Here is a 20,320-nt window from a genome sequence, read left to right on the forward strand (position 1 = left end):
CCCCCCCTGCCCGCTCACGCCCGCGCTCAATCGCGCGCGGGCGCGGGTCCGAGATGGGCCCACAGGAAGCCGAATTCCGCCGCATCGGATTCGGCGCGCTCCAGATCGTCGGCGCTGCCGTGACCGCCGTCGGTGTTCTCCCAGTACCACACGCGTTCGTGTCCGAGCGCATGCATGCGCGCGGCCATCTTGCGTGCATGCGCGGGATGCACGCGGTCGTCGCGCGTCGACGTCGTCAGCAGCAGCGGCGGATACACGATACCGTCGCGCACGCGGTGATACGGCGAGTAGGCGGCAAGCGCCGCGCCCTCGCGCGCATCGTCCGGGTCGCCGTACTCGTCGAGCCATGCGGCGCCCGCGTGCAGCTTCGGATAGCGCCGCATGTCGAGCAGCGGCACGCGGCACAGCACCGCGCCGAACAGTTCCGGACGCTGCACCATGCAGGCGCCCACCAATAGCCCGCCGTTGCTGCCGCCCTCGATGCCGAGCTGCGCGGCCGTCGTCACGCCGGTGCGGATCAGGTCCTCGGCCACCGCGATGAAGTCGTCGAAGGAGCGCTGCCGATGTTCGCGCTGCGCGTCGACGTGCCAGCCCGGCCCGAATTCGCCCCCACCCCGGATGTGTGCGAACGCCGCGACACCGCCGCGTTCGAGCCACGCAATGCCGAGTGCATCGCTGTAGCCCGGCAGGTTCGGAATCGCGAAGCCGCCATAGCCTGACAGCAGGCACGGGCGCGCGACGCGGGTGCGGCCGTCGGCGCGCTCCGGCGCATCGAGTGCATCGAGTGCATCGAGTGCATCGAGCGCGTCACGCGGCCCGATCAGCGTGTACGGCACCACCGTGCCGTCGCGCGAACGGGCATTCGCGCGGCGCACGACGAGCCCGGCCGCATCGAACCGCACCGGCGGCCGGTCGAGCAGCACGCGGCGCGACGGCGCATCGGCCGCGCGATCGGCCAGGTCGGCGAGCCAGCATTCGGGCGGATCGAGATAGGTATCGACGTCCACGTACACGTCGTCGTTCAACGTCGACTCGACCGGCTCGACGTCGATCTGCGCATCGCCCGGCCAGTCGAACGGCCGCGCGTCCCACGTCCACGCGCCGTCCTCGCCCTGACGCGGCTGCCACAGCATCGTGCGGTTGTGCACGTCGTCGAGCCAGCTCGCGATCAGCATCGTGCGCGTGTGCGTCCACGTGCAGGCGGACGTCGACGGCCGCGGCGCGAACAGCGTCGTGAGCTCGCGCGACCCCGCCAGGAACGCCTGCTCGCGGATCGCGAGCAGCGAGCCGCCCGCGTGATGCACGCCGCCGCAGTCCCAGTCGAGCCGCGGCTCCAGCACGAGCCAGCCTTCCCAGAAGCCGACCTCGACATGCGTCGGCACGTCGTAGCGCGCCCACTCGCCTGCGTCGGTCAGCCAGTACGCGTGTGCATCGAAGAAATCCACGCTGCGCCACGCGACGTGACGGCCATCGATCGGGTCGAACCACGCGCCCGCGCTGATGTCGTCGGGTTCGCCGCGAAACACGACCGGCGCATCGGCGAGCGGCGTGCCGCGCACCCAGCGGCGCGCGTCGTACGGATAGCCGGCCGCGGTCGCATGCGCTTCGCCGCGATCCCAGCTCACGTAGACGGTATCGCGGTCGATCCAGCCGACCGTGTGATGCCCCGGCTCGTCGATCGTGAAACCGCCGTCGACGAAACGACGCTGCACGAGATCGAACTCGCGCACGACGACGGCGTCGGCCCCGCCGGGCGACAGCGACAGCAGCGCGCGGTCACCGTCGGGGTACAGGATCGCGTCCTGCTCGAACACCCACGACTCGCCCTCTTGCGCGCCGAGCGCGTCGACGTCGAGCAGCGTTTCCCATTCGGGCCGGCCGGCGCGCCAGTCGTCCCAGCGCGCGCGGCGCCACAGTCCCTTCGGATGGAGATCGTCCTGCCACAGGTCGTACGCCCAGTCGCGCCAGCGGGTCGGAATCACCGGGCGTTCGCGCGGCAGATACGCCTGCGCAAGCCGCGCGGTGAGCGCGCGATACGCATCGTCGTCGCGCAGCGCGACACGCGTGCGCGCGTTCTGCTCGTCGACCCAAGCGCGGGCACGCTTGCTGTCGAGCGCTTCGAGAAAGCGGAAGGGATCAGCCCCGGCGGGCCAGCGGAAGGAATCGGACATGACGGAACGCACCTGACGGCAAACCGCGATTATGTCCGATCACGGCATGCGCGACGTCCGCGCATGCCGTGACAGAGGTTTACGGCTCCAGATGCAGTTCCTGGATCTTGCGCGTGATGGTGTTGCGGCCGATGCCGAGCCGCTCCGCCGCCTCGACCTTGCGGCCGCGCGTGAAGTCGAGCGCCTCGCGAATCACGGCCGCCTCGAAGCGGCGCGCGAGCTCGTCCATCACGTCGGCCGAATTCTCGCGCAGCAGCCGCGCGACTTCGGTGCGCAGCCCGCTTTCCCACATCGGGTAGCCGGCCGGCGCACCGTTCGGCGCGGCCGCGACGGGCGCCGCCGTCAACGGCACGACACCGGCCGCCAGCTGCGCGCGCGCCGCGTCGCCCGCGACGCCGCCGCTCACGCCGCCGAGTGCATCCGCGCCATCGGCCGTCGCGGTCACCGGCGCGCCTGCCGGCACGAGGTCGGGCGGCAGGTCCTTGATCTCGACCGTCTGCGCGGGCGCCATCACGGTCAGCCAGTTCGCGAGGTTCTCGAGCTGCCGCACATTGCCGGGAAACGGCAGCGACGTCAGATACGCGAGCGCTTCGTCCGACACGCGCTTCGGCTCGACACCGAGATCGCGCGCGCTCTTCTGCAGGAAGTGCCGCGTGAGCAGCGCGATGTCCTCGCTGCGTTCGCGCAGCGGCGGCAGCCGCAGCCGGATCACGTTGAGCCGGTGGTAAAGGTCCTCGCGGAACAGCCCCTGCCGCACGCGCGCCTCCAGATTCTGGTGCGTCGCGGCGATCACGCGCACGTTCGCGCGCAGCGGGTTGTGGCCGCCGACCCGATAGAACTGGCCGTCCGACAGCACACGCAACAGGCGCGTCTGCAGATCGAACGGCATGTCGCCGATTTCGTCGAGGAACAGCGTGCCGTTCTCGGCCTGCTCGAAGCGACCCTGGCGCGTCGTCTGCGCGCCGGTGAACGCGCCACGCTCGTGGCCGAAGAGTTCGGATTCCAGCAGGTCCTTCGGAATCGCCGCCGTGTTCAGCGCGATGAACGGGCCGTTCGCCCGCGGGCTGTGACGGTGCAGCGCCCGCGCGACGAGTTCCTTGCCGGTGCCCGATTCGCCGGTGATCAGCACGGTCGCGGCCGAATGCGACAAGCGGCCGATCGCGCGGAACATGTCCTGCATCGCAGGCGCCTGGCCGAGCATCTCGGGCGCCTCGGCGACGCGCTCGTCCTGCGGCGCGCCGCCGCGCAGGCTCTCCTCGACCGCGCGGCGAATCAGCTCGACGGCCTTGTCGACGTCGAACGGCTTCGCGAGATATTCGAACGCGCCGCCCTGAAACGCCGCGACGGCGCTGTCGAGATCGGAGAACGCCGTCATGATGATGACGGGCAGGCCCGGCAAGCGCTCGTGCATCGCCTGCAACAGCTCGAGGCCGGAGCCGCCCGGCATCCGGATGTCGGACACGAGCACCTGCGGCGTCTCGTGGTCGAGCGCGGCCAGCGCGTCGCGCACGTTCGCGAAGCTCTTCGTCGCGAAGCTGTCCCGGGCGAGTGCCTTTTCGAGCACCCAGCGGATCGATTGGTCGTCGTCTACTATCCAGATCGGCTTCATAGGTCGGTCAGGTATGGGTGAATCCGGTGAATCGCCATGCCGTCGCTCAGTGATCGAGCGGCAGCAGGATCTGAAATTCGGTACGGCCGGGCCGGCTCTCGACCTCGATCATCCCGTCGTGCTGCTGCACGAAGGTCTGCGCGAGCGTGAGGCCGAGGCCGCTGCCGTCGTCGCGCCCGGACACGAGCGGGTAGAAGATCCGGTCGCGGATCTCCTCCGGAATGCCGGGCCCGTTGTCGACTACGTGCAAGTCCAGTGCCAGCTTGTACAGGCGCTTCGCGATCGTCACCTTGCGCGCGACGCGCGTGCGCAGCTCGATCTTCGCGTCGCCCTGCGCGATCCGTTCGCGCAGCGCCTGCGCGGCGTTACGCACGATGTTCAGCAGCGCCTGGATCAGCTGCTCCTTGTCGCCGCGCAGGTCCGGCACGCTCACGTCGTAATCGCGCTCGATGGTGAGCCCGCGCGGAAATTCCGCGAGCATCACCGCGCGCACGCGTTCGCACACTTCATGAATGTTGACGTCGCCGACGATGTGCGGATGCCGGTGCGGCTCCAGCAACCGGTCGACGAGCGTCTGCAGCCGATCGGACTCCTTGATGATCACCTGCGTGTATTCGCGCAACTCGCCGCGCTCGCGCTCGCTCAGTTCGAATTCGAGCAGCTGGGCTGCGCCGCGAATGCCGCCGAGCGGGTTCTTGATTTCGTGCGCGAGGTTGCGAATCAGTTGCTTGTTGACCGCGGTCAGGTCGTGGATGCGCTCCTCGCGATCGGTGCGCGACTGCCGTTCGTTCTCGAACAGCTCGACGAGCACGAAATCGGGCGCGGTCTCGAGGAAGCCGACGATCGCATGCACGTGCAGCGGTTCCCGGCCGGGCCGGTCGAGCACGGTATCGAGATGCGTCGCGTGAAAGCGCTCCTCGCCGATCGCGGTGATCGTCGACGCGAGCTCGTTCGCGTTCGGGAAAATCTCGCCCCACGGCCGCTGCGCGAGCTGCCGGCGCGAGATGTCGAGCATCGCCTCCGCGGACGGGTTCGCGAACGCGACGCGCAGCGTCTTGCGGTCGAGCACGATCACGACCGTCGGCAGCGCTTCCAGCCCGGCAAGCAGGCCCGAGCGCGAGAGCCGCTCGTCGTCCGTCAGTCGCTCGGGCTGCCCCGTCCTCGCCTTGATCAGATTCTTCAGAGCCATCGTGCGTGTCGTCGCGCCTCAGCGGGTCGGAAAATGGAAATGCTCGGAACAAAAAAGGGACGGCTGGACGCCGTCCCCTTTCAGACTCCGCGGTCCCCGCCGCAGGCCGCGCGACGGGAACGAATCGGCATGACGGCGCTGAATCGAAGCGCCATCGCCGATTACAGCGAGTAGTACATCTCGAACTCGATCGGATGCGTCGTCATGCGGAACTTCGCCAGCTCCTGCTCCTTAAGCGCGAGGTACGCATCGATCATGCCGTCGGTGAACACGCCACCGCGCGTCAGGAACTCGCGATCCTTGTCGAGCGCTTCCAGCGCCTGGTCGAGGCCTGCGCAGACGGTCGGGATCTTTGCATCCTCTTCCGGCGGCAGGTCGTACAGGTTCTTGTCCGCGGCTTCGCCCGGGTGGATCTTGTTCTGCACGCCGTCGAGACCGGCCATCATCAGTGCCGTGAAGCACAGGTACGGGTTGGCCATCGGGTCCGGGAAGCGCGTTTCGATACGGCGGCCCTTCGGGTTCGACACGTGCGGAATGCGGATCGATGCCGAACGGTTGCGTGCCGAGTAGGCCAGCTTGACCGGTGCCTCGAAGTGCGGGACCAGACGCTTGTACGAGTTCGTCGTCGGGTTCGTGATCGCGTTCAGTGCACGGGCGTGCTTGATGATGCCGCCGATGTAGAACAGCGCGAATTCCGACAGGCCGGCGTAGCCGTTGCCCGCGAACAGGTTCTGGCCGTCCTTCCAGATCGACTGGTGAACGTGCATGCCCGAACCGTTGTCGCCGACGACCGGCTTCGGCATGAACGTCGCCGTCTTGCCGTACGAGTGCGCGACGTTATGGATGATGTACTTCGACCATTGCGTCCAGTCGGCGCGCTGCACCAGCGTCGAGAACTTCGTGCCGATTTCGTTCTGGCCCTGGCCCGCCACTTCGTGGTGGTGCACTTCGACCGGGATGCCGAGCTGTTCGAGCAGCAGACACATTTCCGAACGCATGTCCTGGAACGTGTCGACCGGCGCGACCGGGAAGTAGCCGCCCTTCGTGCCCGGACGGTGACCCGTGTTGCCGCCTTCGAATTCCTTGCCTGCCGACCACGGCGCTTCTTCCGAGTTGATCTTCACGAAGCAGCCCGACATGTCCGTGTTCCACTGGACCGAGTCGAAAATGAAGAATTCCGGCTCCGGACCGAAGTAGGCGGTGTCGCCCAGGCCCGTGCTCTTCAGGTACGCTTCGCCGCGCTTCGCGAGCGAACGCGGATCGCGCTCGTAGCCCTTGCCGTCGGCCGGCTCGACCACGTCGCAGGTCAGCACCAGCGTCGATTCTTCGTAGAACGGGTCGATGAATGCGGCGGTCGGGTCCGGCATGAGCAGCATGTCCGACGCCTCGATGCCCTTCCAGCCGGCGATCGACGAGCCGTCGAATGCATGACCGCTTTCGAACTTGTCTTCGTCAAACGCCGAAACCGGCACCGACACGTGCTGTTCCTTGCCGCGCGTATCCGTGAAGCGGAAATCGACGAACTTGACGTCCTCGTCCTTCACGAGCTGCATGACGTCGGCGACGGTTTTACTCATAACCTCTTCTCCTGATTGAACAATTCCGGCGGACTGGGAACCGCCTCGTTTATCGAGCTGCCCGGAGTCTGGCTTTGGCGCAGCGCGCCCCGGGTCGACCGAATTCTATATAGCAGCAACCGTGCCAGCCATGCACAGAAGCGACATGAATCGCGCCAGACCGCGCCACGGCAGGGCCCGGCTGCGCGATTCCGGGGCCAGGCGCCGCATCGGCGATCGCATGGCCGCACCTCCATGGTGCAAATGGCGAAGCATGCCCATGCCGTAGATTCATTCTGGTGCACGCACGCCATTCTGCACTTTTTTGGTGAATGCGTGGGCGGTGCATACCCTGCCGGGCAACCGGACATCCGCGCGGCGGCGCCGCGCTAGAATGATCGTTTGACCGATACGGAGACCTCCTGCCATGAGTACGCTCGACCAGCTTTACGCGAAGGCCGAAGAACGCCGCGCCCAGGGCGCGCTCCACTATGCCGGCGCACTGCTGCCGGTCGAGGCATTCGAACTGCTGCAGCTCGACCCGTCGGCACGCCTCGTCGACGTGCGCACCCGCGCCGAGCTCGACTGGATCGGCCGCCCGCTCGTCGGCGACGGCCAGTACCTGCACCTCGAATGGACGCGCTATCCGGGCGGCGTGCCGAACGCCGAATTCGTCGATCAACTGAAAGCGGCCCTCCCGGTCGATACGCCCATCCTGTTCCTGTGCCGCAGCGCGGCGCGCTCGAAGCTCGCCGCGGTCGCCTCGACGCAGGCCGGCTTCACGAAGGCCTTCGACCTGCTCGAAGGCTTCGAGGGCGGCAAGGATGCCGAAGGCCACCGCAAGACGGTCGACGGCTGGTGCTTCCGGAAACTGCCGTGGATCGGCGCCTGACGGCGCATCCGCCCAGGCACGCCCGACTGCGACATCGTCGAGCCGGGCGATGACATCCCGATGACGGGCCGCATTGCGCGGCCCGTGGTTTTTGTGCGGCCGTTGCGCGGCCCTCAGGCGCGCGGCACGTCCGGTTCGACCACGTCGCCGCCGAGCAGGTGCACGCCTTCGCGCAGCTTCACGAACGCGGCCGCGACCGCCTCCGGCTCGCCCTTCACGCCGAGATCGATATGCCGGCGCGCGTAGATCCCGCCGCGCTCGGCATCGCCGACGCTCGGCAGGCTGAACACGCGCACGCCCGGGAAATCGCGCTCGATCTTCTCCATCAGCGGCGTGAGCGTCGATTCCGGCAGTTCGAACACGTACAGCGAGCGCTCCGCGTGCGGCGTCGCGTGATGGAGATGCTGGTACTTCGTATCGAGCACCCATTCGATCATCGGCCACGCCATCACCGGAAAGCCCGGCACGAAATGGAGATCGCCGACCGAGAACCCGGGAATCCGGTTGTAGCCGTTCGGGATGATCGTCGCGCCGGCCGGGAACACGCCCATGTTGAAGCGATGCTGGTTTTCCGGCGATTCGAAATCGACCGGCCTGGCCGGATCGGTGTGCGTCTCGCGGATGCGCTCCGAGATCAGCGCCTTCGCTTCCGGGTGCAGCTCGAGCGGCACGCCGAGCGCGGCGGCCGCGCACTGGCGCGTGTGGTCGTCCGGCGTCGCGCCGATCCCGCCCGTGGAAAACACGATGTCGCCGGATGCGACCGCGCGCGCGATCGTCGCGGTGATCCGCGCCGGATCGTCGCCGACGTATTCGGCCCAGTCGAGCGCGAGGCCGCGCGCGCCGAGCAGCTCGATGACCTTGGCCAGGTGCTTGTCCTGCCGGCGGCCCGAAAGGATTTCGTCGCCGATGATGATGATGCCGATGCTCATGCCTGCCCCATGTCGATTGCGGTGGCGCGCGAACTCGCGCGCAGGTCGTCCAGCGCGCGCAGGCAATAGTGCCCGAACCACAGCGCCGAAAAGACGAGGATGAAAGCGTAAACCCAGATCATGGCCGCCGCCACGAATGGAAACAGCACCATCATCCAGACCGACGACACCCACACGAAGGTCGGCACGGTACCGAGCAGCCCGGTCGCGACGCCGATGCCGATCAGCGGCCAGCGATGCTGCCGCACCAGCGCACGGCGCTCGTCGCGGCTCGCGTGCTGCGCGAGCGCGTCGTACGTCATCACGCGGTAGGTCAGCCAGCCCCAGATCACGGGCGGCAGCAGCGCGAAGAACGGCGGAATCAGCCACAGCGGGATCGTGACGACGAGCAGCACGACGCCGACGACGGCCGCGCCGAGCGAATTGAACACGCTGCCGAAGAACGTGCCGCCCCGCTTCGCCTCCAGCGCGGCGAACTGCCGGTTCGACAGGTGCTTGATCACGACCGGCATCGAGATCGTCGCGATCAGCAGCAGCACGGTCAGCACGATCAGCGGAATCGCGAGCGATACGACGACGAACGGCGCGACGACCGCATGCAGCTGCGACATCCCGATCGCGTCGAACATGCGGTACAGCACGGCCGTGAGCACGAAGCCGTCGAGCGCGCCGCGCGCGGCGTCGATCAGCGTCTGCCACGAGAACCACAGCACGACGCCCCACAGCAGCGCCGAGACGACGAACGGCATCAGGGTGAGCCACAGCATGCGCGGATGCAGCGCGCTGACGAAGGCCCGGACGAAGGAGCGCAGCAAGTCGTTCATGCGAACCTGTATCGACGAAGAAAAACGGGGAAAGGATAAACCACACGGCCCGCATGCGCCAAAGCGCATGCGGGCCGTGCGGGAGAGCCGTTCAACGGGAAAGCGACGGGGTCAGGCCGACGCCGCGCCGCGCTTCGCGGGAACGAGGCGCCGGAAGATGCGCACGAACGCGAGGCCGTGCTGCGCCCAGAAGCCGTCGCCGTAGGACACGCCTTCGATCTGCTCGCGGATGCCGGTCGGCTCGACCGTGCGGTTCCACGACGCGGTGCCGAACATCATGTCCCACCACGGGAACAGCACGCCGAAGTTGCAGCCGTACTTGGTGCCTTCGTGGCCGTAGCCGACCGCGTGGTGGCGCCGGTGGAAGGTCGGGCTCACGAGCAGGCGCTCGCCGAGCCGGCCGAACGACAGCCGCGCATTCGTATGCTGGATGCTCTGCATGAAGTTCGTGACCGCGGTCAGCACGACGAACTGCGACGGCGTCACGCCGATCACGAGCGCGATCGACGCGAAGAAGCACGACTGGATCACGTCGTCGAGCAGGTGGTTGCGGTCGTCGCACCACAGCGACATCTGCCGCTGGCTGTGATGCACCGCGTGCAGTTCCCACCAGATGCCGAACTTGTGCTGCCAGCGGTGATACCAGTAGCCAGCGAAGTCGAGCACGACGAGGTAGATCGCGAACGCGACGATCGGCCGCGACGTCACGCCGGGCCACAGATAGTCGAGGTTGACGTTCACGACGCCGTGCAGGCGCAGCCATGCCTGGAAGCCGTCGAACACCGGCTGCAGCGCGAAGAAGAAAAACAGCGCGTAGATGCCGAGCTTCGCGATCGCCGTATAGATCACGTCGACCCGCACCGCGCGGCGGTTCTGCCAGCGCTCGACCGGCAGCAGCGCCTCGAGCGGGCGCAGCAGCACGAACATCAGCACCATCTGCAGCGCGCCGATGATCACCCAGTACAGCGCGTCGTAGGTGTCCTCGTCATAGCCCATCAGGTTGAACTTGAAGAGGAGCGGCTGCACGACGTCGACGTACAGCCAGGTCTGGATGTCCGACACGAACGCATCGATCAGGTGCAGCATCGCTCGCCTCCGCCCGTCACGCGCCGTTCGCAGCCTTCCACGGCGCGCGGTCGTAGAAGTAGATCCCGTGCGGCGAACGGCCGACGGCGATCGTCTGCACCAGCTTGCGCGATGCGAGATCGATGATACCGACCTTCTTCGCGAAGCGGAACGTCACCCACAGCGTCTTCTTGTCGGCGGACAGTTCCATGTCGTCCGGTCCCGGCAGCAGGCCGGTGATGTCGCCGACGTTGGTGAGCGTGTTCTCGTCGATGATGCTGATCGTGTTCGCGACCCGGTTCGTGACCGCGACGTGCGTGCCGTCGGCGAGCGAGCGGAAGTTGTGCGCGCCGTTGCCCGTGTGGATCTGCTTGACGATCTTCTGGTTGCGCCAGTCGACCACCGCGACGTAATCCGCGCCGGTCATCCCGACCAGCAGGAACTTGTCGTCCGGCGTGAGCCACAGGCCCGCCGGCACCTTGCCGACCTTCATCTTCCACTTGACCGTCTGAGTCGCGAGGTCGACCGCCGCGATCTCGCCGGACACCTGCAGCGACACGAGCACGGTCTTGCTGTCCTTCGTGAACGCGATGTGGCTCGGCATCACCGCGAGCGGCAAGCGCTTCACGAGATGCAGGTCGCGGCCGTCGTAGCCGTAGATATCGAGCCGGTCGAGGCGCAGCCCGGTCGACACGAACCACTTGTTGTCGGGCGAAAAGCCGAGCTGGTACGGATCTTCGATGCCTTCGACCGTGCGCTGCAGCTTGCCCGTCTTCGGATCGACGAACATCAGGCTGTTCGAGACCGAATTCGCGACGATCAGCGACGAATTGTCCGGCGTCGCCATCAGGTGGTGCGGCTCCTTGCCGGTCGGCATCGTGCCGACGACCTGGCGGGTCTGCTGGTCGATCAGGGAAAGCGTCGCTTCGGCCGAATTGAGGATGATTACGTTATTCGCATGTGCGGCGGGCGCCAGCACGGCGGCGGCCAGCGCAAGCGTGCGGCCGAAGGAAAGGAAAGTGCGCATGAAGACTCACGTCGTGGAACAGCAGTCATTGTAAAACGCTCGGCGGGCCCCACCGGTTGACCGAAGGCGGGGTTGCGCCACTTCGACGCACGTCGCGGCTGCCGTGCGGCCGCCGCGGCCAGGCCCGCAACCGGTGCGGGCCCCGCCGGTCGCCGATGCGCTAACGCTGCATCGACTCCCACACCTTGTGCAGACGCTTGACAGAGACAGGCATCGGCGTGCGCAGTTCCTGCGCGAACAGCGAAATTCTCAGCTCCTCCAGCAGCCAGCGGAATTCCGCGAGGCGCGAATCGGCGACGCCGCCGCGCTGCGACACCGCGCGCTGATACTGCTGGACGAGCGGCAGCAGCTCGCCGGACTGCTTCGCGTCGCGCGCCGGGTCGGCCTTCAGCTTGTCGATCCGCAGCGCGATGCCCTTCAGGTAGCGTGGGAAGTGTGCAAGCTGCACGTAAGGCGTGTCGATCACGAAGCGCTTGCCGACCAGCGCGGCGAGCTGCTGCTGCAGATCCGCATGGGCCTGCGCGAACGGCTTCGCCTGCGCGAGCTTCTTCGCAAGCCCCGCATACTCGGCGAGGATCTGCCCGACCAGCCGCGCGATCTCCTGCGCGAGCAGGTTGAGGCGGCTCCTGCCCTCGTCGCGGCGCGCGTGGAAGCTCGCGTCGTCGTCGGGCAGCGGATCCTGCAGGCACGCGCGGTCGAGCGCCGTGTCGATCAGCTGGTCGCGCAGCTCGTCCTGCGTGCCGAGCGACATGTACTGCATCGCCATCTCGCGCAGCCCCGGCAGGTTCTTCTCGAGGAACTTGATCGGCTCCTTCAGCTGCAGCGCGAACAGCCGCCGCAAGCCCGCCCGGTGGATCCGCGCGGCCTCCTCCGGCGAGTCGAACACTTCGACGTCGCAATGCGTGCCGCGATCGACGAGCGCCGGATAGCCGTACAGCGTCTGGCCGCGGCGGCGGATCTCCAGCAGCTCGGGGAGCTTGCCGAAGTTCCACGTCGTCAGGTTCTCGTACAGCGCGGTCGCGCCGGCTTCCGCCGGGGCGGCCGTGTGCGGCGCCGCGCCCTTGCCCGGCTTGCCGCCCTTCGCCGTCGAACCCGCCGCCGCGGCGAGCGCCGGCGCGCCGCCCGCGTCGCCGTCGCCCGCTTCGCCGCCCGGCGCGATCGTCGACGCCGCCGCGATCTTCTGGAACTGCTGCTGCGCCTGCGCGCCGAGCTCCTGACGTAGTTGCGCCAGATTGCGCCCCATCGCGAGCTGGCGGCCGTGCTCGTCGATCACCTTGAAGTTCATGAACAGGTGCGCGGGCAACGTCTCGAGCTTGAAGTCGGCCGTCTTCATCGCGACCTGGGTCTCGCCGCGCACGTCGGCGATCAGCGCCTCGACGAGGCCGCCCGCGCCGAAGCGCTCGCGGCCCGTCCGCTCGACGAAGCCGGCCGCGTATTCGGGCAGCGGCACGCAGTGCCGTCGCAGCTTCTGCGGCAGCGACTTCAGGAGCAGCTGCACCTTTTCCTTCAGCATCCCCGGCACGAGCCATTCGCAGCGGCGCGCGTCGACCTGGTTCAGCGCGTACAGCGGCACCGCGAGCGTCACGCCGTCGCGCGGCGTGCCGGGCTCGAAATGGTACGTGAGCGCCATCTCGACACCGGCCATCGTCGCGCGCTTCGGGAACAGCTCGGTCGTCACGCCGGCCGCCTCGTGGCGCATCAGGTCATCGCGCGACAGGTACAGCAGGCGCTGCTTCTCCTCCGCCTGACCGCCCTTCTTCACCTCGTCGCGATACCAGCGCTCGAACGCGGCGCCGGTGTGAATGCCCTCCGGAATCGCCTGGTCGTAATACGCGTAGATCAGCTCGTCGTCGACCAGCACGTCCTGGCGGCGCGACTTGTGCTCGAGCTGCTCGATGTCGGCGAGCAGCTTGCGATTGTGCGCGAAGAACGGCAGCTTCGTGTCGAATTCGCCCTCGACCAGCGCACCGCGGATGAACAGCTCGCGCGCCCGCGCCGGATCCTGCTTGCCGAACGCGACGCGCCGGCGGTGGTAGATCGGCAGCCCGTATAGCGTCGCGCGCTCGAACGCGCTGACCTGCGCGGGACGCTTTTCCCAATGCGGCTCCGACAGCGATTTCTTCAGCAGGTGCGCGCCGATCTTCTCGACCCACTCCGGCTCGATCTTCGCGAGACAGCGCGCATACAGCCGGCTCGTCTCGACGAGTTCGGCCGCCATCACCCAGCGGCCGGCCTTCTTCGCGAGCGCCGAGCCCGGCCACAGGTAGAACTTGATTCCGCGTGCGCCGAGGTAATGCGGATCGTCGTCGGCCTTCATGCCGAGGTTGCCGAGCAGGCCCGTCAACAGGGCCAGATGGACCTGCTCGTAGGTCGCCTCGACCTCGTTGAGGCGCCAGCCGTGCTCGCGCACGACCGTCAGCAGCTGCGAATGGACGTCGCGCCATTCGCGCAGCCGCAGGTGCGACAGGAAGTTCTGCCGGCACGCGTCGATCAGCTGGCGGTTCGACTTCTTGTGCGCGACGGCTTCCTCGAACCACGCCCAGATCTTCAGCCACTGCAGGAATTCGGAGCGCTCGTCGGCGAACCGGCGGTGCGCCTGGTCGGCCTGCTCCTGCGCCTCGATCGGACGGTCGCGCGGGTCCTGCACGGACAGCGCGCTCGCGATGATCAGCACCTCGCGCAGCGACTGCTGGTCGCGCGCGGCGAGAATCATCCGGCCGACGCGCGGATCGAGCGGCAGCCGCGCGAGTTCGCGGCCGAGCGGCGTCAGCGCGTTGTCGTCGTCGACGGCGCCGAGTTCGTTGAGCAGCTGGTAGCCGTCCGCGATCGCGCGGCCGGGCGGCGGTTCGAGGAACGGGAACGATTCGATCGCGGTCAGGTGCAGCGACTTCATCCGCAGGATCACCGACGCGAGCGACGAGCGCAGGATTTCCGGATCGGTGAAACGCGCGCGCGCCTGGTAGTCGCTTTCCTCGTACAAGCGGATGCAGACGCCGTCGGCCACCCGGCCGCAGCGACCCGCGCGCTGGTTCGCGGCGGCCTGCGAGATCGACTCGACCTGCAGCTGCTCGACCTTGTTCCGGTACGAATAGCGCTTCACGCGCGCGAGCCCGGTGTCGACGACGTAGCGGATGCCCGGCACCGTCAGCGACGTTTCGGCCACGTTGGTCGCAAGCACGATGCGGCGTGCGTTCGACGCCTTGAACACCTTGTCCTGGTCGGCCGCCGACAGTCGCGCGAACAGCGGCAGGATCTCGGTATGCGGCGGATGATGCTTGCGCAGCGCCTCGGCCGCCTCGCGGATCTCGCGCTCGCCGGGCAGGAACACCAGCACGTCGCCGGGGCCTTCGCGGCACAGTTCGTCGACCGCGTCGACGATCGCGTCCATCAGGTCGCGTTCGGCCTCGCGCGCGGTCTTCACGCGATCGCGGCCGCCCGTGCCTTCGGCGTGCTTCACGGCCGGGCGATCCTCGGCCACCGGCCGGTAGCGCATCTCGACCGGATACAGCCGCCCGCTCACCTCGATCACGGGCGCCGGGCGCGCGTCGGTGCCGAAATGGCGCGCGAAGCGGTCGGCGTCGATCGTCGCGGATGTGACGATCAGCTTCAGGTCCGGCCGCCTCGGCAGGATTTCCTTCAGGTAGCCGAGCAGGAAGTCGATGTTCAGGCTGCGTTCGTGCGCCTCGTCGATGATCAGCGTGTCGTACGCCTTCAGCAGCGGATCGGTCTGCGTCTCGGCGAGCAGGATGCCGTCCGTCATCAGCTTGACGGACGCGCCCGGCGCGAGATTGTCGGTGAAGCGCACCTTGTAGCCGACCACCTCGCCGAACGGCGTGCCGAGTTCCTCGGCGATGCGCCGGCCGGTCGACGACGCGGCCAGGCGCCGCGGCTGCGTATGGCCGATCAGGCCCGTGCCGCCGGCGCCGAGGCCGCGGCCGAGATCGAGACAGATCTTCGGCAGCTGGGTGGTCTTGCCCGAACCCGTTTCACCGCAGACGATGACGACCTGATGACCGGCGATCGCGCGCGCGATTTCGTCGCGCTTGCCCGACACGGGCAGGCTTTCGGGGTAGGTGATCGGCGGAACGGGATTGGGCGCGACGGCCGCGCGCGGCGGACGCTCGCGGCGCGGCGCGCGCTCGCCGGCGGCCTGGGGCGCGGCCGGCTGGCCCGGCTCGCGGCGCCGCTCGTCGCCGCGCGGCCCGCGCGGCGGCTGACCCGCCTGCTGTTGCTGCTGGCGCGGCGGCTGGCCCTGCTGCTGACGCGCATCGGCCGCCCCCTCCGGGTGCCGGGCCGACGGCGCTTTGGCCCGCGTCGGCGCGGGACTTTTAGGTACATTCGACATGGGGGCGCATTATAATCCCGCCCATGAATTCCCAAACCGACCTCCCACCCGCCCAGACCGGCGCCGCGACGCCGCCGGCCGCCGACGATTCGGCCGCCAGCCACGCGCAGTTCGTCGACTGGATGCGCTCCGTCGCGCCCTACATCCACAAGTTCCGCAACAGCACGTTCGTCGTGGGGTTCGGCGGCGAGGTGGTGCAGCAGGGGCTGCTGAACGCGCTCGTGTCCGACATCGCGCTGCTGCAGGCGATGGGCATCCAGATCGTGCTCGTGCACGGCTCGCGGCCGCAGGTCGAGGAGCAGCTGAGCCTGCATGGTGTCGAATCCGAGTTTTCGCACGGGCTGCGCATCACCGATGCGCGCGCGCTCGAATCCGCGAAGGAAGCGGCCGGCGAAGTGCGTCTCGACATCGAGGCCGCGATCAGCCAGGGTCTGCCGAACTCGCCGATGGCGCACGCGCACATCAGCGTCGTGTCCGGCAACTTCGTGACCGCCCGGCCGGTGGGGATTCTCGACGGGGTCGATTTCGCGCACACGGGCATCGTGCGCAAGATCGACGCCGAATCGATCCGTCATTCGCTCGCGAGCCGCAAGCTCGTGCTGCTGTCGCCGCTCGGCTTCTCGCCGACCGGCGAGGCGTTCAACCTGTCGATGGAAGACGTCGCGTCGGCTGCCGCGATCGCGCTGCGCGCCGACAAGATCATCTTCCTGACCGAGGCGCCCGGCATCGTCGACGACGAAGGCGGCCTGATCCGCGAAATGTCGCTCGACGCGGCCGCCGAGTTGCTCGACTCCGGCAACATCCAGGGCGACGACGCGTTCTTCCTGAAGCACTCGATCCGCGCCTGCCGCGGCGGCGTGACCCGGGCCCACCTGATTCCGCAGTCGCTCGACGGCAGCATGCTGCTCGAACTGTTCCTGCACGACGGCGTCGGCACGATGATCTCGTACGAGAACCTCGAGAGCCTGCGCGAAGCGACGCCGGACGACGTCGGCGGCATCCTGTCGCTGATCGAGCCGCTCGAGTCCGACGGCACGCTGGTGCGGCGCGGCCGCCACCAGATCGAACGCGACATCGACCACTTCTCGGTGATCGAGCACGATGGCGTGCTGTTCGGCTGCGCGGCGCTGTATCCGTATCAGCAGGAGAAGATCGGCGAGATGGCGTGCCTGACGGTCGCGCCGGAAGCGCAGGGCTCGGGCGACGGCGAACGCCTGCTCAAGCGCATCGAGCAGCGTGCCCGCGCGCGCGGCCTCACGCACATCTTCGTGCTCACGACGCGCACCGAGCACTGGTTCCTCAAGCGCGGCTTCGTCAAGGTCAGCGTCGACGACCTGCCGGAAGACCGCCGCAAACTCTATAACTGGCAGCGCAAGTCGCTCGTGCTGATGAAGCAGCTCTGAGCGCAGGCACGACTGCCCTCCCCCAGACCGATTACAGGAGAAGTACACGATGGCTCGAATGATCCAATGCGCGAAGCTCGGCAAGGAAGCCGAAGGTCTCGATTTCCCGCCACTGCCGGGCGAACTCGGCAAGCGCATCTACGAAAGCGTGTCGAAGGAAGCGTGGCAAGGCTGGCTCAAGCAGCAGACGATGCTGATCAACGAGAACCGCCTGAACATGGCCGACCCGCGCGCGCGCCAGTACCTGATGAAGCAGACCGAGAAGTACTTCTTCGGCGACGGCGCGGACCAGGCGTCCGGCTACGTGCCGCCGACGGAAGGCTGAAGCACCGCGAATCGCGCGGGCCGGTCGCGCCGGCCGCGTTGCGAAGCGAAGCAAGGCAAACGGCACCGTGTATCGCACGGTGCCGTTTGCTTTTGGGAGTGCGGAATCGGGTCGATGCGATCCGGCCGGCACGTGCGCTGCCGCCGAATCGGCAAGTCACGCCGGCCCGGCGGATTCAACCCGCCGGTTTCAACGCACCGCGATCGCCCGCCTGCGCGGTCTCGCCGGTCGGACCTTCAGCGCTCGTGCCTTCGGCACCCCATTCGGCCGCATCGCTGCGCTCGGCCGTCGACAACTCGTCCGCGCGGTAGCCGGTGCGATTCAGCAGCGCGAGCATGCACGCAAGCGACACGAGCGCGTACAGCCCCGACGCGATCGCGACACCGACGATGCTGCCAGTCGCGTTCAGGATCGCCTGCGCGAGCACCGGCGTGCCGCCGCCGACGACGAGCGCGCTCAACTGATACGCGAGCGACAGGCCCGTGTAACGGATGTTGGCCGGAAACACGCGCGCGAGCACGCCGCCGACCGCGCCGTAGAACATCGCCGACGGGATCGTCGAGATGCACATCCCGGCGACGGCGATCCAGTACGAACGCGTCGCGAGCGCATGGAACATCACCGGCATCAGCACGATCTCGGGAATCAGGATCCAGCACATCGCGCGTCGCATATCGACCTTCGACACGAACCACGCGCCGACCGGCTGCATCAGGAACTGCACGACGAGCGAGATCGACAGGATGCCGAGAAACGTGCCCTGCGCGTAGCCGAGCTCCTTCGTCGCCCACGACAGCGCGAAGGTGCTGCGGAAATACGTGACGTTGATCACCGGCAGCGTGCCGGCCGCGAGCAGCACGACGGGCCAGTGGTCGCGCACGACGTCGCGCAGCGGCAGCTTCACCGTGCGCTTGCGCGCGAGCACGCGCTGCATGTCGATCGATTCCTCGAGCCGCAGCCGGATCACCATCCCGATGATCACGAGCACCGCCGACAGCAGGAACGGAATGCGCCAGCCCCACATCAGGAACGACGGCGTCGGCAGCGCGCTCAGCGCGAAAAAGGCCGCGGTGGCGAGCAGGTTGCCGGTGGGCGAACCCTGCTGCGCGAACGCCGCATAGAGGATGCTGCGATGCTTCGGCGCGTTCTCGCTCGCGATCAGCACCGCGCCGCCCCACTCGCCGCCGACCGCGATGCCCTGCAACACGCGCAGCACGACGAGGCCCGCCGGCGCCCACACACCGATCGACGCGTAGCCGGGCAGCAGGCCGATGCCCGTCGTGGCCAGCCCCATCATCACCAGCGTGATCACGAGCGCGGTCTTTCGGCCGACGCGATCGCCGAGATGCCCGAACACGATTCCGCCGAGCGGCCGCGCGGCGAAGCCGGCCCAGAACGTGACGAATGCGAGCAGCGTCGCGACGCCGGGATCCATCGTGCTCGAAAAGAACACCTTGCCGAATACGAGCGCGGCGGCGGTGCCGTAGATGTAGAAGTCGTACCACTCGATCGTGGTGCCGACGAACGCCGCGAGGGCGGCGCGGCCGGGCCGCGGCTGCGCGGCGGACGGGGATTGCGGACGGCTCATCGATGTCTCCATGTTTGTGATCGGCGGCGCGACTGTCGCGCGCCTTGCCGGATGGCCGGCCTTGCGCCGCCGGCTGGCGGTGGTGCTTTACGTCGCTTTACGTCGCTTTCATTGCCTTGCGTTGAGGGTCTTATCCCTGCGATGCGCCGGCCGAGGATGCTCGCGTGCGAGCACCACTCGGCCGGTCACGCCGGGTCCGGCGCGACCTTCAGCACGCCAGCATCGAGCAATCGTTGCTGGAGCGCGGGATCGACGCCGAGGCGGTCGAGCACCGCGCGCGTGTCGCGGCCAAGCGCGGGCGGCGGCGAACGATAGGTCGCCGGCGTGCGCGACAGCTTCACCGGCGATGCCGTGCCGCGATATGCGCCGATCTCGACGAACAATTCGCGATGCAGCGCATGCGGGTCGCGCGCGACGTCGGCGACCGTGCGCACCGGCCCGCACGGCACGCCCGCCGCCATCAGGTCGCGCGCCAGCGGCTCGCACGGATGGGCGGCGAGCCGTGCCTCGAGTTCGGCCTTCAGTTCGGGCCGGTGCGCGCAGCGGCTGCGGTTGTCCGCGAAGCGCGGATCGCCCGCGAGCGCCGGCGCGCCAAGATGCGCGACGAGGCGCGCGAACTGCCGGTCGTTGCCGACCGCGAGGAAGATCGGCACCGTCGCCGTGCGATAGCTGTCGTACGGCGCGATGTTCGGATGCGCGTTGCCGCTGCGCCCGGGCACGCGCCCCGAGCCGAAGAAGTTCGGCAGGTGCGGATGCAGCAGCGACACGCCGCAGTCGTACAGCGCGATGTCGATCGACTGCCCCTGCCCGCTCTTCTCGCGCTCCGCGAGCGCCAGCAGGATGCCGGCAAGCGCGTTGAGCCCCGTGACCATGTCGACGATCGGCAATCCGATACGCATCGCGTCGCCGTCGCGCTCGCCGTTGACGCTCATCAGCCCGGCCATCGCCTGGATCACCGCGTCGTAGCCGGGCAGCCCGCCGAGCGGGCCGTCCTCGCCGAAGCCCGTCACCGCGCAGTGGATCAGGCGCGGGAAACGCGGCTGCAGGTCGCGCGCATAGTCCATGCCCCAGCGCGCGAGCGTGCCGGGCTTGAAATTCTCGACGAGCACGTCGGCGTCCTCCAGCAGGCGCCACAGGATCGCGCGCCCTTCGTCGCGGGACAGGTCGAGCGCGAGCCCCTCCTTGTTGCGGTTCACGCCCATGAAATACCACGCGGTGTCGCCGAGGAACGGCGGCCCCCAGCCGCGCGTCTCGTCGCCGTCCGGCGGCTCGATCTTGATCACGGTCGCGCCGTGATCGGCGAGCGCCTGCGTGCAGTACGGACCGCCGAGCACGCGGCTCAGGTCGACGACCTTGAGCCCGCCAAGCGCGCCGCGCGGCGCGTTCATCGCTTCCTT

At 68.2% G+C, this 20,320-nt stretch carries 14 protein-coding genes; 3 read left to right on the forward strand and 11 right to left on the reverse strand.

Annotation, left to right across the window (positions count from 1 at the left end):
• Positions 1–26: 26 nt before the first annotated feature.
• The 4 genes from HWX25_RS12590 to glnA all read right to left on the reverse strand — a co-directional run bounded on the left by HWX25_RS12590 (position 27) and on the right by glnA (position 6,546).
• A complete protein-coding gene (locus HWX25_RS12590) occupies positions 27–2,171 on the reverse strand; it encodes a prolyl oligopeptidase family serine peptidase (RefSeq protein WP_175908682.1) in 2,145 nt (714 codons plus the stop codon).
• A gap of 79 nt (positions 2,172–2,250) precedes the next feature.
• Positions 2,251–3,780, reverse strand: a complete 1,530-nt coding sequence (gene ntrC, locus HWX25_RS12595) for a nitrogen regulation protein NR(I) (RefSeq protein ID WP_059535886.1) — start codon at positions 3,778–3,780, stop codon at positions 2,251–2,253.
• A 46-nt stretch (positions 3,781–3,826) separates the two neighbouring features.
• The gene (gene glnL, locus HWX25_RS12600) at positions 3,827–4,969 is read right to left on the reverse strand and encodes a nitrogen regulation protein NR(II) (protein WP_059817862.1); all 1,143 of its coding nucleotides are present in this window, start codon (positions 4,967–4,969) and stop codon (positions 3,827–3,829) included.
• Between the two features lie 161 nt (positions 4,970–5,130).
• On the reverse strand, positions 5,131–6,546 hold the full coding sequence (gene glnA, locus HWX25_RS12605; protein ID WP_059535891.1) for a type I glutamate--ammonia ligase: 1,416 nt from the start codon (positions 6,544–6,546) through the stop codon (positions 5,131–5,133).
• Positions 6,547–6,952: 406 nt separating this feature from the next.
• Here glnA and HWX25_RS12610 point away from each other — a divergent pair, with 406 nt between their 5' ends.
• Entirely contained in the window at positions 6,953–7,417 is a 465-nt protein-coding gene (locus tag HWX25_RS12610) for a rhodanese-like domain-containing protein (protein ID WP_175908683.1), read from the forward strand.
• A gap of 113 nt (positions 7,418–7,530) precedes the next feature.
• On the opposite strand, the gene HWX25_RS12615 is transcribed toward HWX25_RS12610, so the two are convergent.
• From HWX25_RS12615 to hrpA, 5 genes are all read right to left on the reverse strand, one after another.
• Entirely contained in the window at positions 7,531–8,346 is an 816-nt protein-coding gene (locus tag HWX25_RS12615; protein WP_059535895.1) for a molybdopterin-binding protein, read from the reverse strand.
• On the reverse strand, positions 8,343–9,170 hold the full coding sequence (locus HWX25_RS12620; RefSeq protein ID WP_059535897.1) for an EI24 domain-containing protein: 828 nt from the start codon (positions 9,168–9,170) through the stop codon (positions 8,343–8,345). Before HWX25_RS12620 ends, HWX25_RS12615 begins: the two co-directional genes overlap by 4 nt.
• A gap of 111 nt (positions 9,171–9,281) precedes the next feature.
• On the reverse strand, positions 9,282–10,256 hold the full coding sequence (locus HWX25_RS12625) for a sterol desaturase family protein (protein WP_059690959.1): 975 nt from the start codon (positions 10,254–10,256) through the stop codon (positions 9,282–9,284).
• Between the two features lie 16 nt (positions 10,257–10,272).
• The gene (locus tag HWX25_RS12630; RefSeq protein WP_059535900.1) at positions 10,273–11,262 is read right to left on the reverse strand and encodes a beta-propeller fold lactonase family protein; all 990 of its coding nucleotides are present in this window, start codon (positions 11,260–11,262) and stop codon (positions 10,273–10,275) included.
• A 160-nt stretch (positions 11,263–11,422) separates the two neighbouring features.
• Entirely contained in the window at positions 11,423–15,607 is a 4,185-nt protein-coding gene (hrpA, locus tag HWX25_RS12635) for an ATP-dependent RNA helicase HrpA (RefSeq protein WP_175908684.1), read from the reverse strand.
• Positions 15,608–15,630: 23 nt separating this feature from the next.
• Between hrpA and argA the strand changes: the two genes are divergently transcribed.
• Entirely contained in the window at positions 15,631–17,010 is a 1,380-nt protein-coding gene (gene argA, locus HWX25_RS12640) for an amino-acid N-acetyltransferase (RefSeq protein WP_044847668.1), read from the forward strand.
• A 49-nt stretch (positions 17,011–17,059) separates the two neighbouring features.
• Complete coding sequence (locus tag HWX25_RS12645; RefSeq protein ID WP_006478357.1) at positions 17,060–17,335, forward strand: oxidative damage protection protein; 276 nt, start codon at positions 17,060–17,062, stop codon at positions 17,333–17,335.
• A 175-nt stretch (positions 17,336–17,510) separates the two neighbouring features.
• Here the strand turns inward: HWX25_RS12645 and HWX25_RS12650 are convergent, their stop codons facing one another.
• Complete coding sequence (locus HWX25_RS12650; protein ID WP_175908685.1) at positions 17,511–18,923, reverse strand: MFS transporter; 1,413 nt, start codon at positions 18,921–18,923, stop codon at positions 17,511–17,513.
• Positions 18,924–19,108: 185 nt separating this feature from the next.
• Positions 19,109–20,311 (reverse strand): CaiB/BaiF CoA-transferase family protein, encoded by a 1,203-nt coding sequence (locus tag HWX25_RS12655; protein ID WP_175908722.1) that lies wholly within the window; start codon positions 20,309–20,311, stop codon positions 19,109–19,111.
• Positions 20,312–20,320: the final 9 nt, after the last annotated feature.

Origin of the sequence: Burkholderia sp. BCC1640, assembly GCF_902833125.1 — a bacterium.
In the GTDB taxonomy this organism is placed as follows: domain Bacteria; phylum Pseudomonadota; class Gammaproteobacteria; order Burkholderiales; family Burkholderiaceae; genus Burkholderia; species Burkholderia diffusa.

What these genes read in the sequence shown, in the direction of transcription:
- HWX25_RS12615 (WP_059535895.1), bottom strand. Translation starts at nt 8,346, where the DNA reads ATGAGCATCGGCATCATCATCATCGGCGACGAAATCCTTTCGGGCCGC.
- HWX25_RS12590 (WP_175908682.1), bottom strand. Translation starts at nt 2,171, where the DNA reads ATGTCCGATTCCTTCCGCTGGCCCGCCGGGGCTGATCCCTTCCGCTTT.
- HWX25_RS12655 (WP_175908722.1), bottom strand. Translation starts at nt 20,311, where the DNA reads ATGAACGCGCCGCGCGGCGCGCTTGGCGGGCTCAAGGTCGTCGACCTG.
- glnL (WP_059817862.1), bottom strand. Translation starts at nt 4,969, where the DNA reads ATGGCTCTGAAGAATCTGATCAAGGCGAGGACGGGGCAGCCCGAGCGA.
- HWX25_RS12620 (WP_059535897.1), bottom strand. Translation starts at nt 9,170, where the DNA reads ATGAACGACTTGCTGCGCTCCTTCGTCCGGGCCTTCGTCAGCGCGCTG.
- HWX25_RS12610 (WP_175908683.1), top strand. Translation starts at nt 6,953, where the DNA reads ATGAGTACGCTCGACCAGCTTTACGCGAAGGCCGAAGAACGCCGCGCC.
- HWX25_RS12625 (WP_059690959.1), bottom strand. Translation starts at nt 10,256, where the DNA reads ATGCTGCACCTGATCGATGCGTTCGTGTCGGACATCCAGACCTGGCTG.
- HWX25_RS12645 (WP_006478357.1), top strand. Translation starts at nt 17,060, where the DNA reads ATGGCTCGAATGATCCAATGCGCGAAGCTCGGCAAGGAAGCCGAAGGT.
- hrpA (WP_175908684.1), bottom strand. Translation starts at nt 15,607, where the DNA reads ATGTCGAATGTACCTAAAAGTCCCGCGCCGACGCGGGCCAAAGCGCCG.
- HWX25_RS12650 (WP_175908685.1), bottom strand. Translation starts at nt 18,923, where the DNA reads ATGAGCCGTCCGCAATCCCCGTCCGCCGCGCAGCCGCGGCCCGGCCGC.
- HWX25_RS12630 (WP_059535900.1), bottom strand. Translation starts at nt 11,262, where the DNA reads ATGCGCACTTTCCTTTCCTTCGGCCGCACGCTTGCGCTGGCCGCCGCC.
- ntrC (WP_059535886.1), bottom strand. Translation starts at nt 3,780, where the DNA reads ATGAAGCCGATCTGGATAGTAGACGACGACCAATCGATCCGCTGGGTG.
- glnA (WP_059535891.1), bottom strand. Translation starts at nt 6,546, where the DNA reads ATGAGTAAAACCGTCGCCGACGTCATGCAGCTCGTGAAGGACGAGGAC.
- argA (WP_044847668.1), top strand. Translation starts at nt 15,631, where the DNA reads ATGAATTCCCAAACCGACCTCCCACCCGCCCAGACCGGCGCCGCGACG.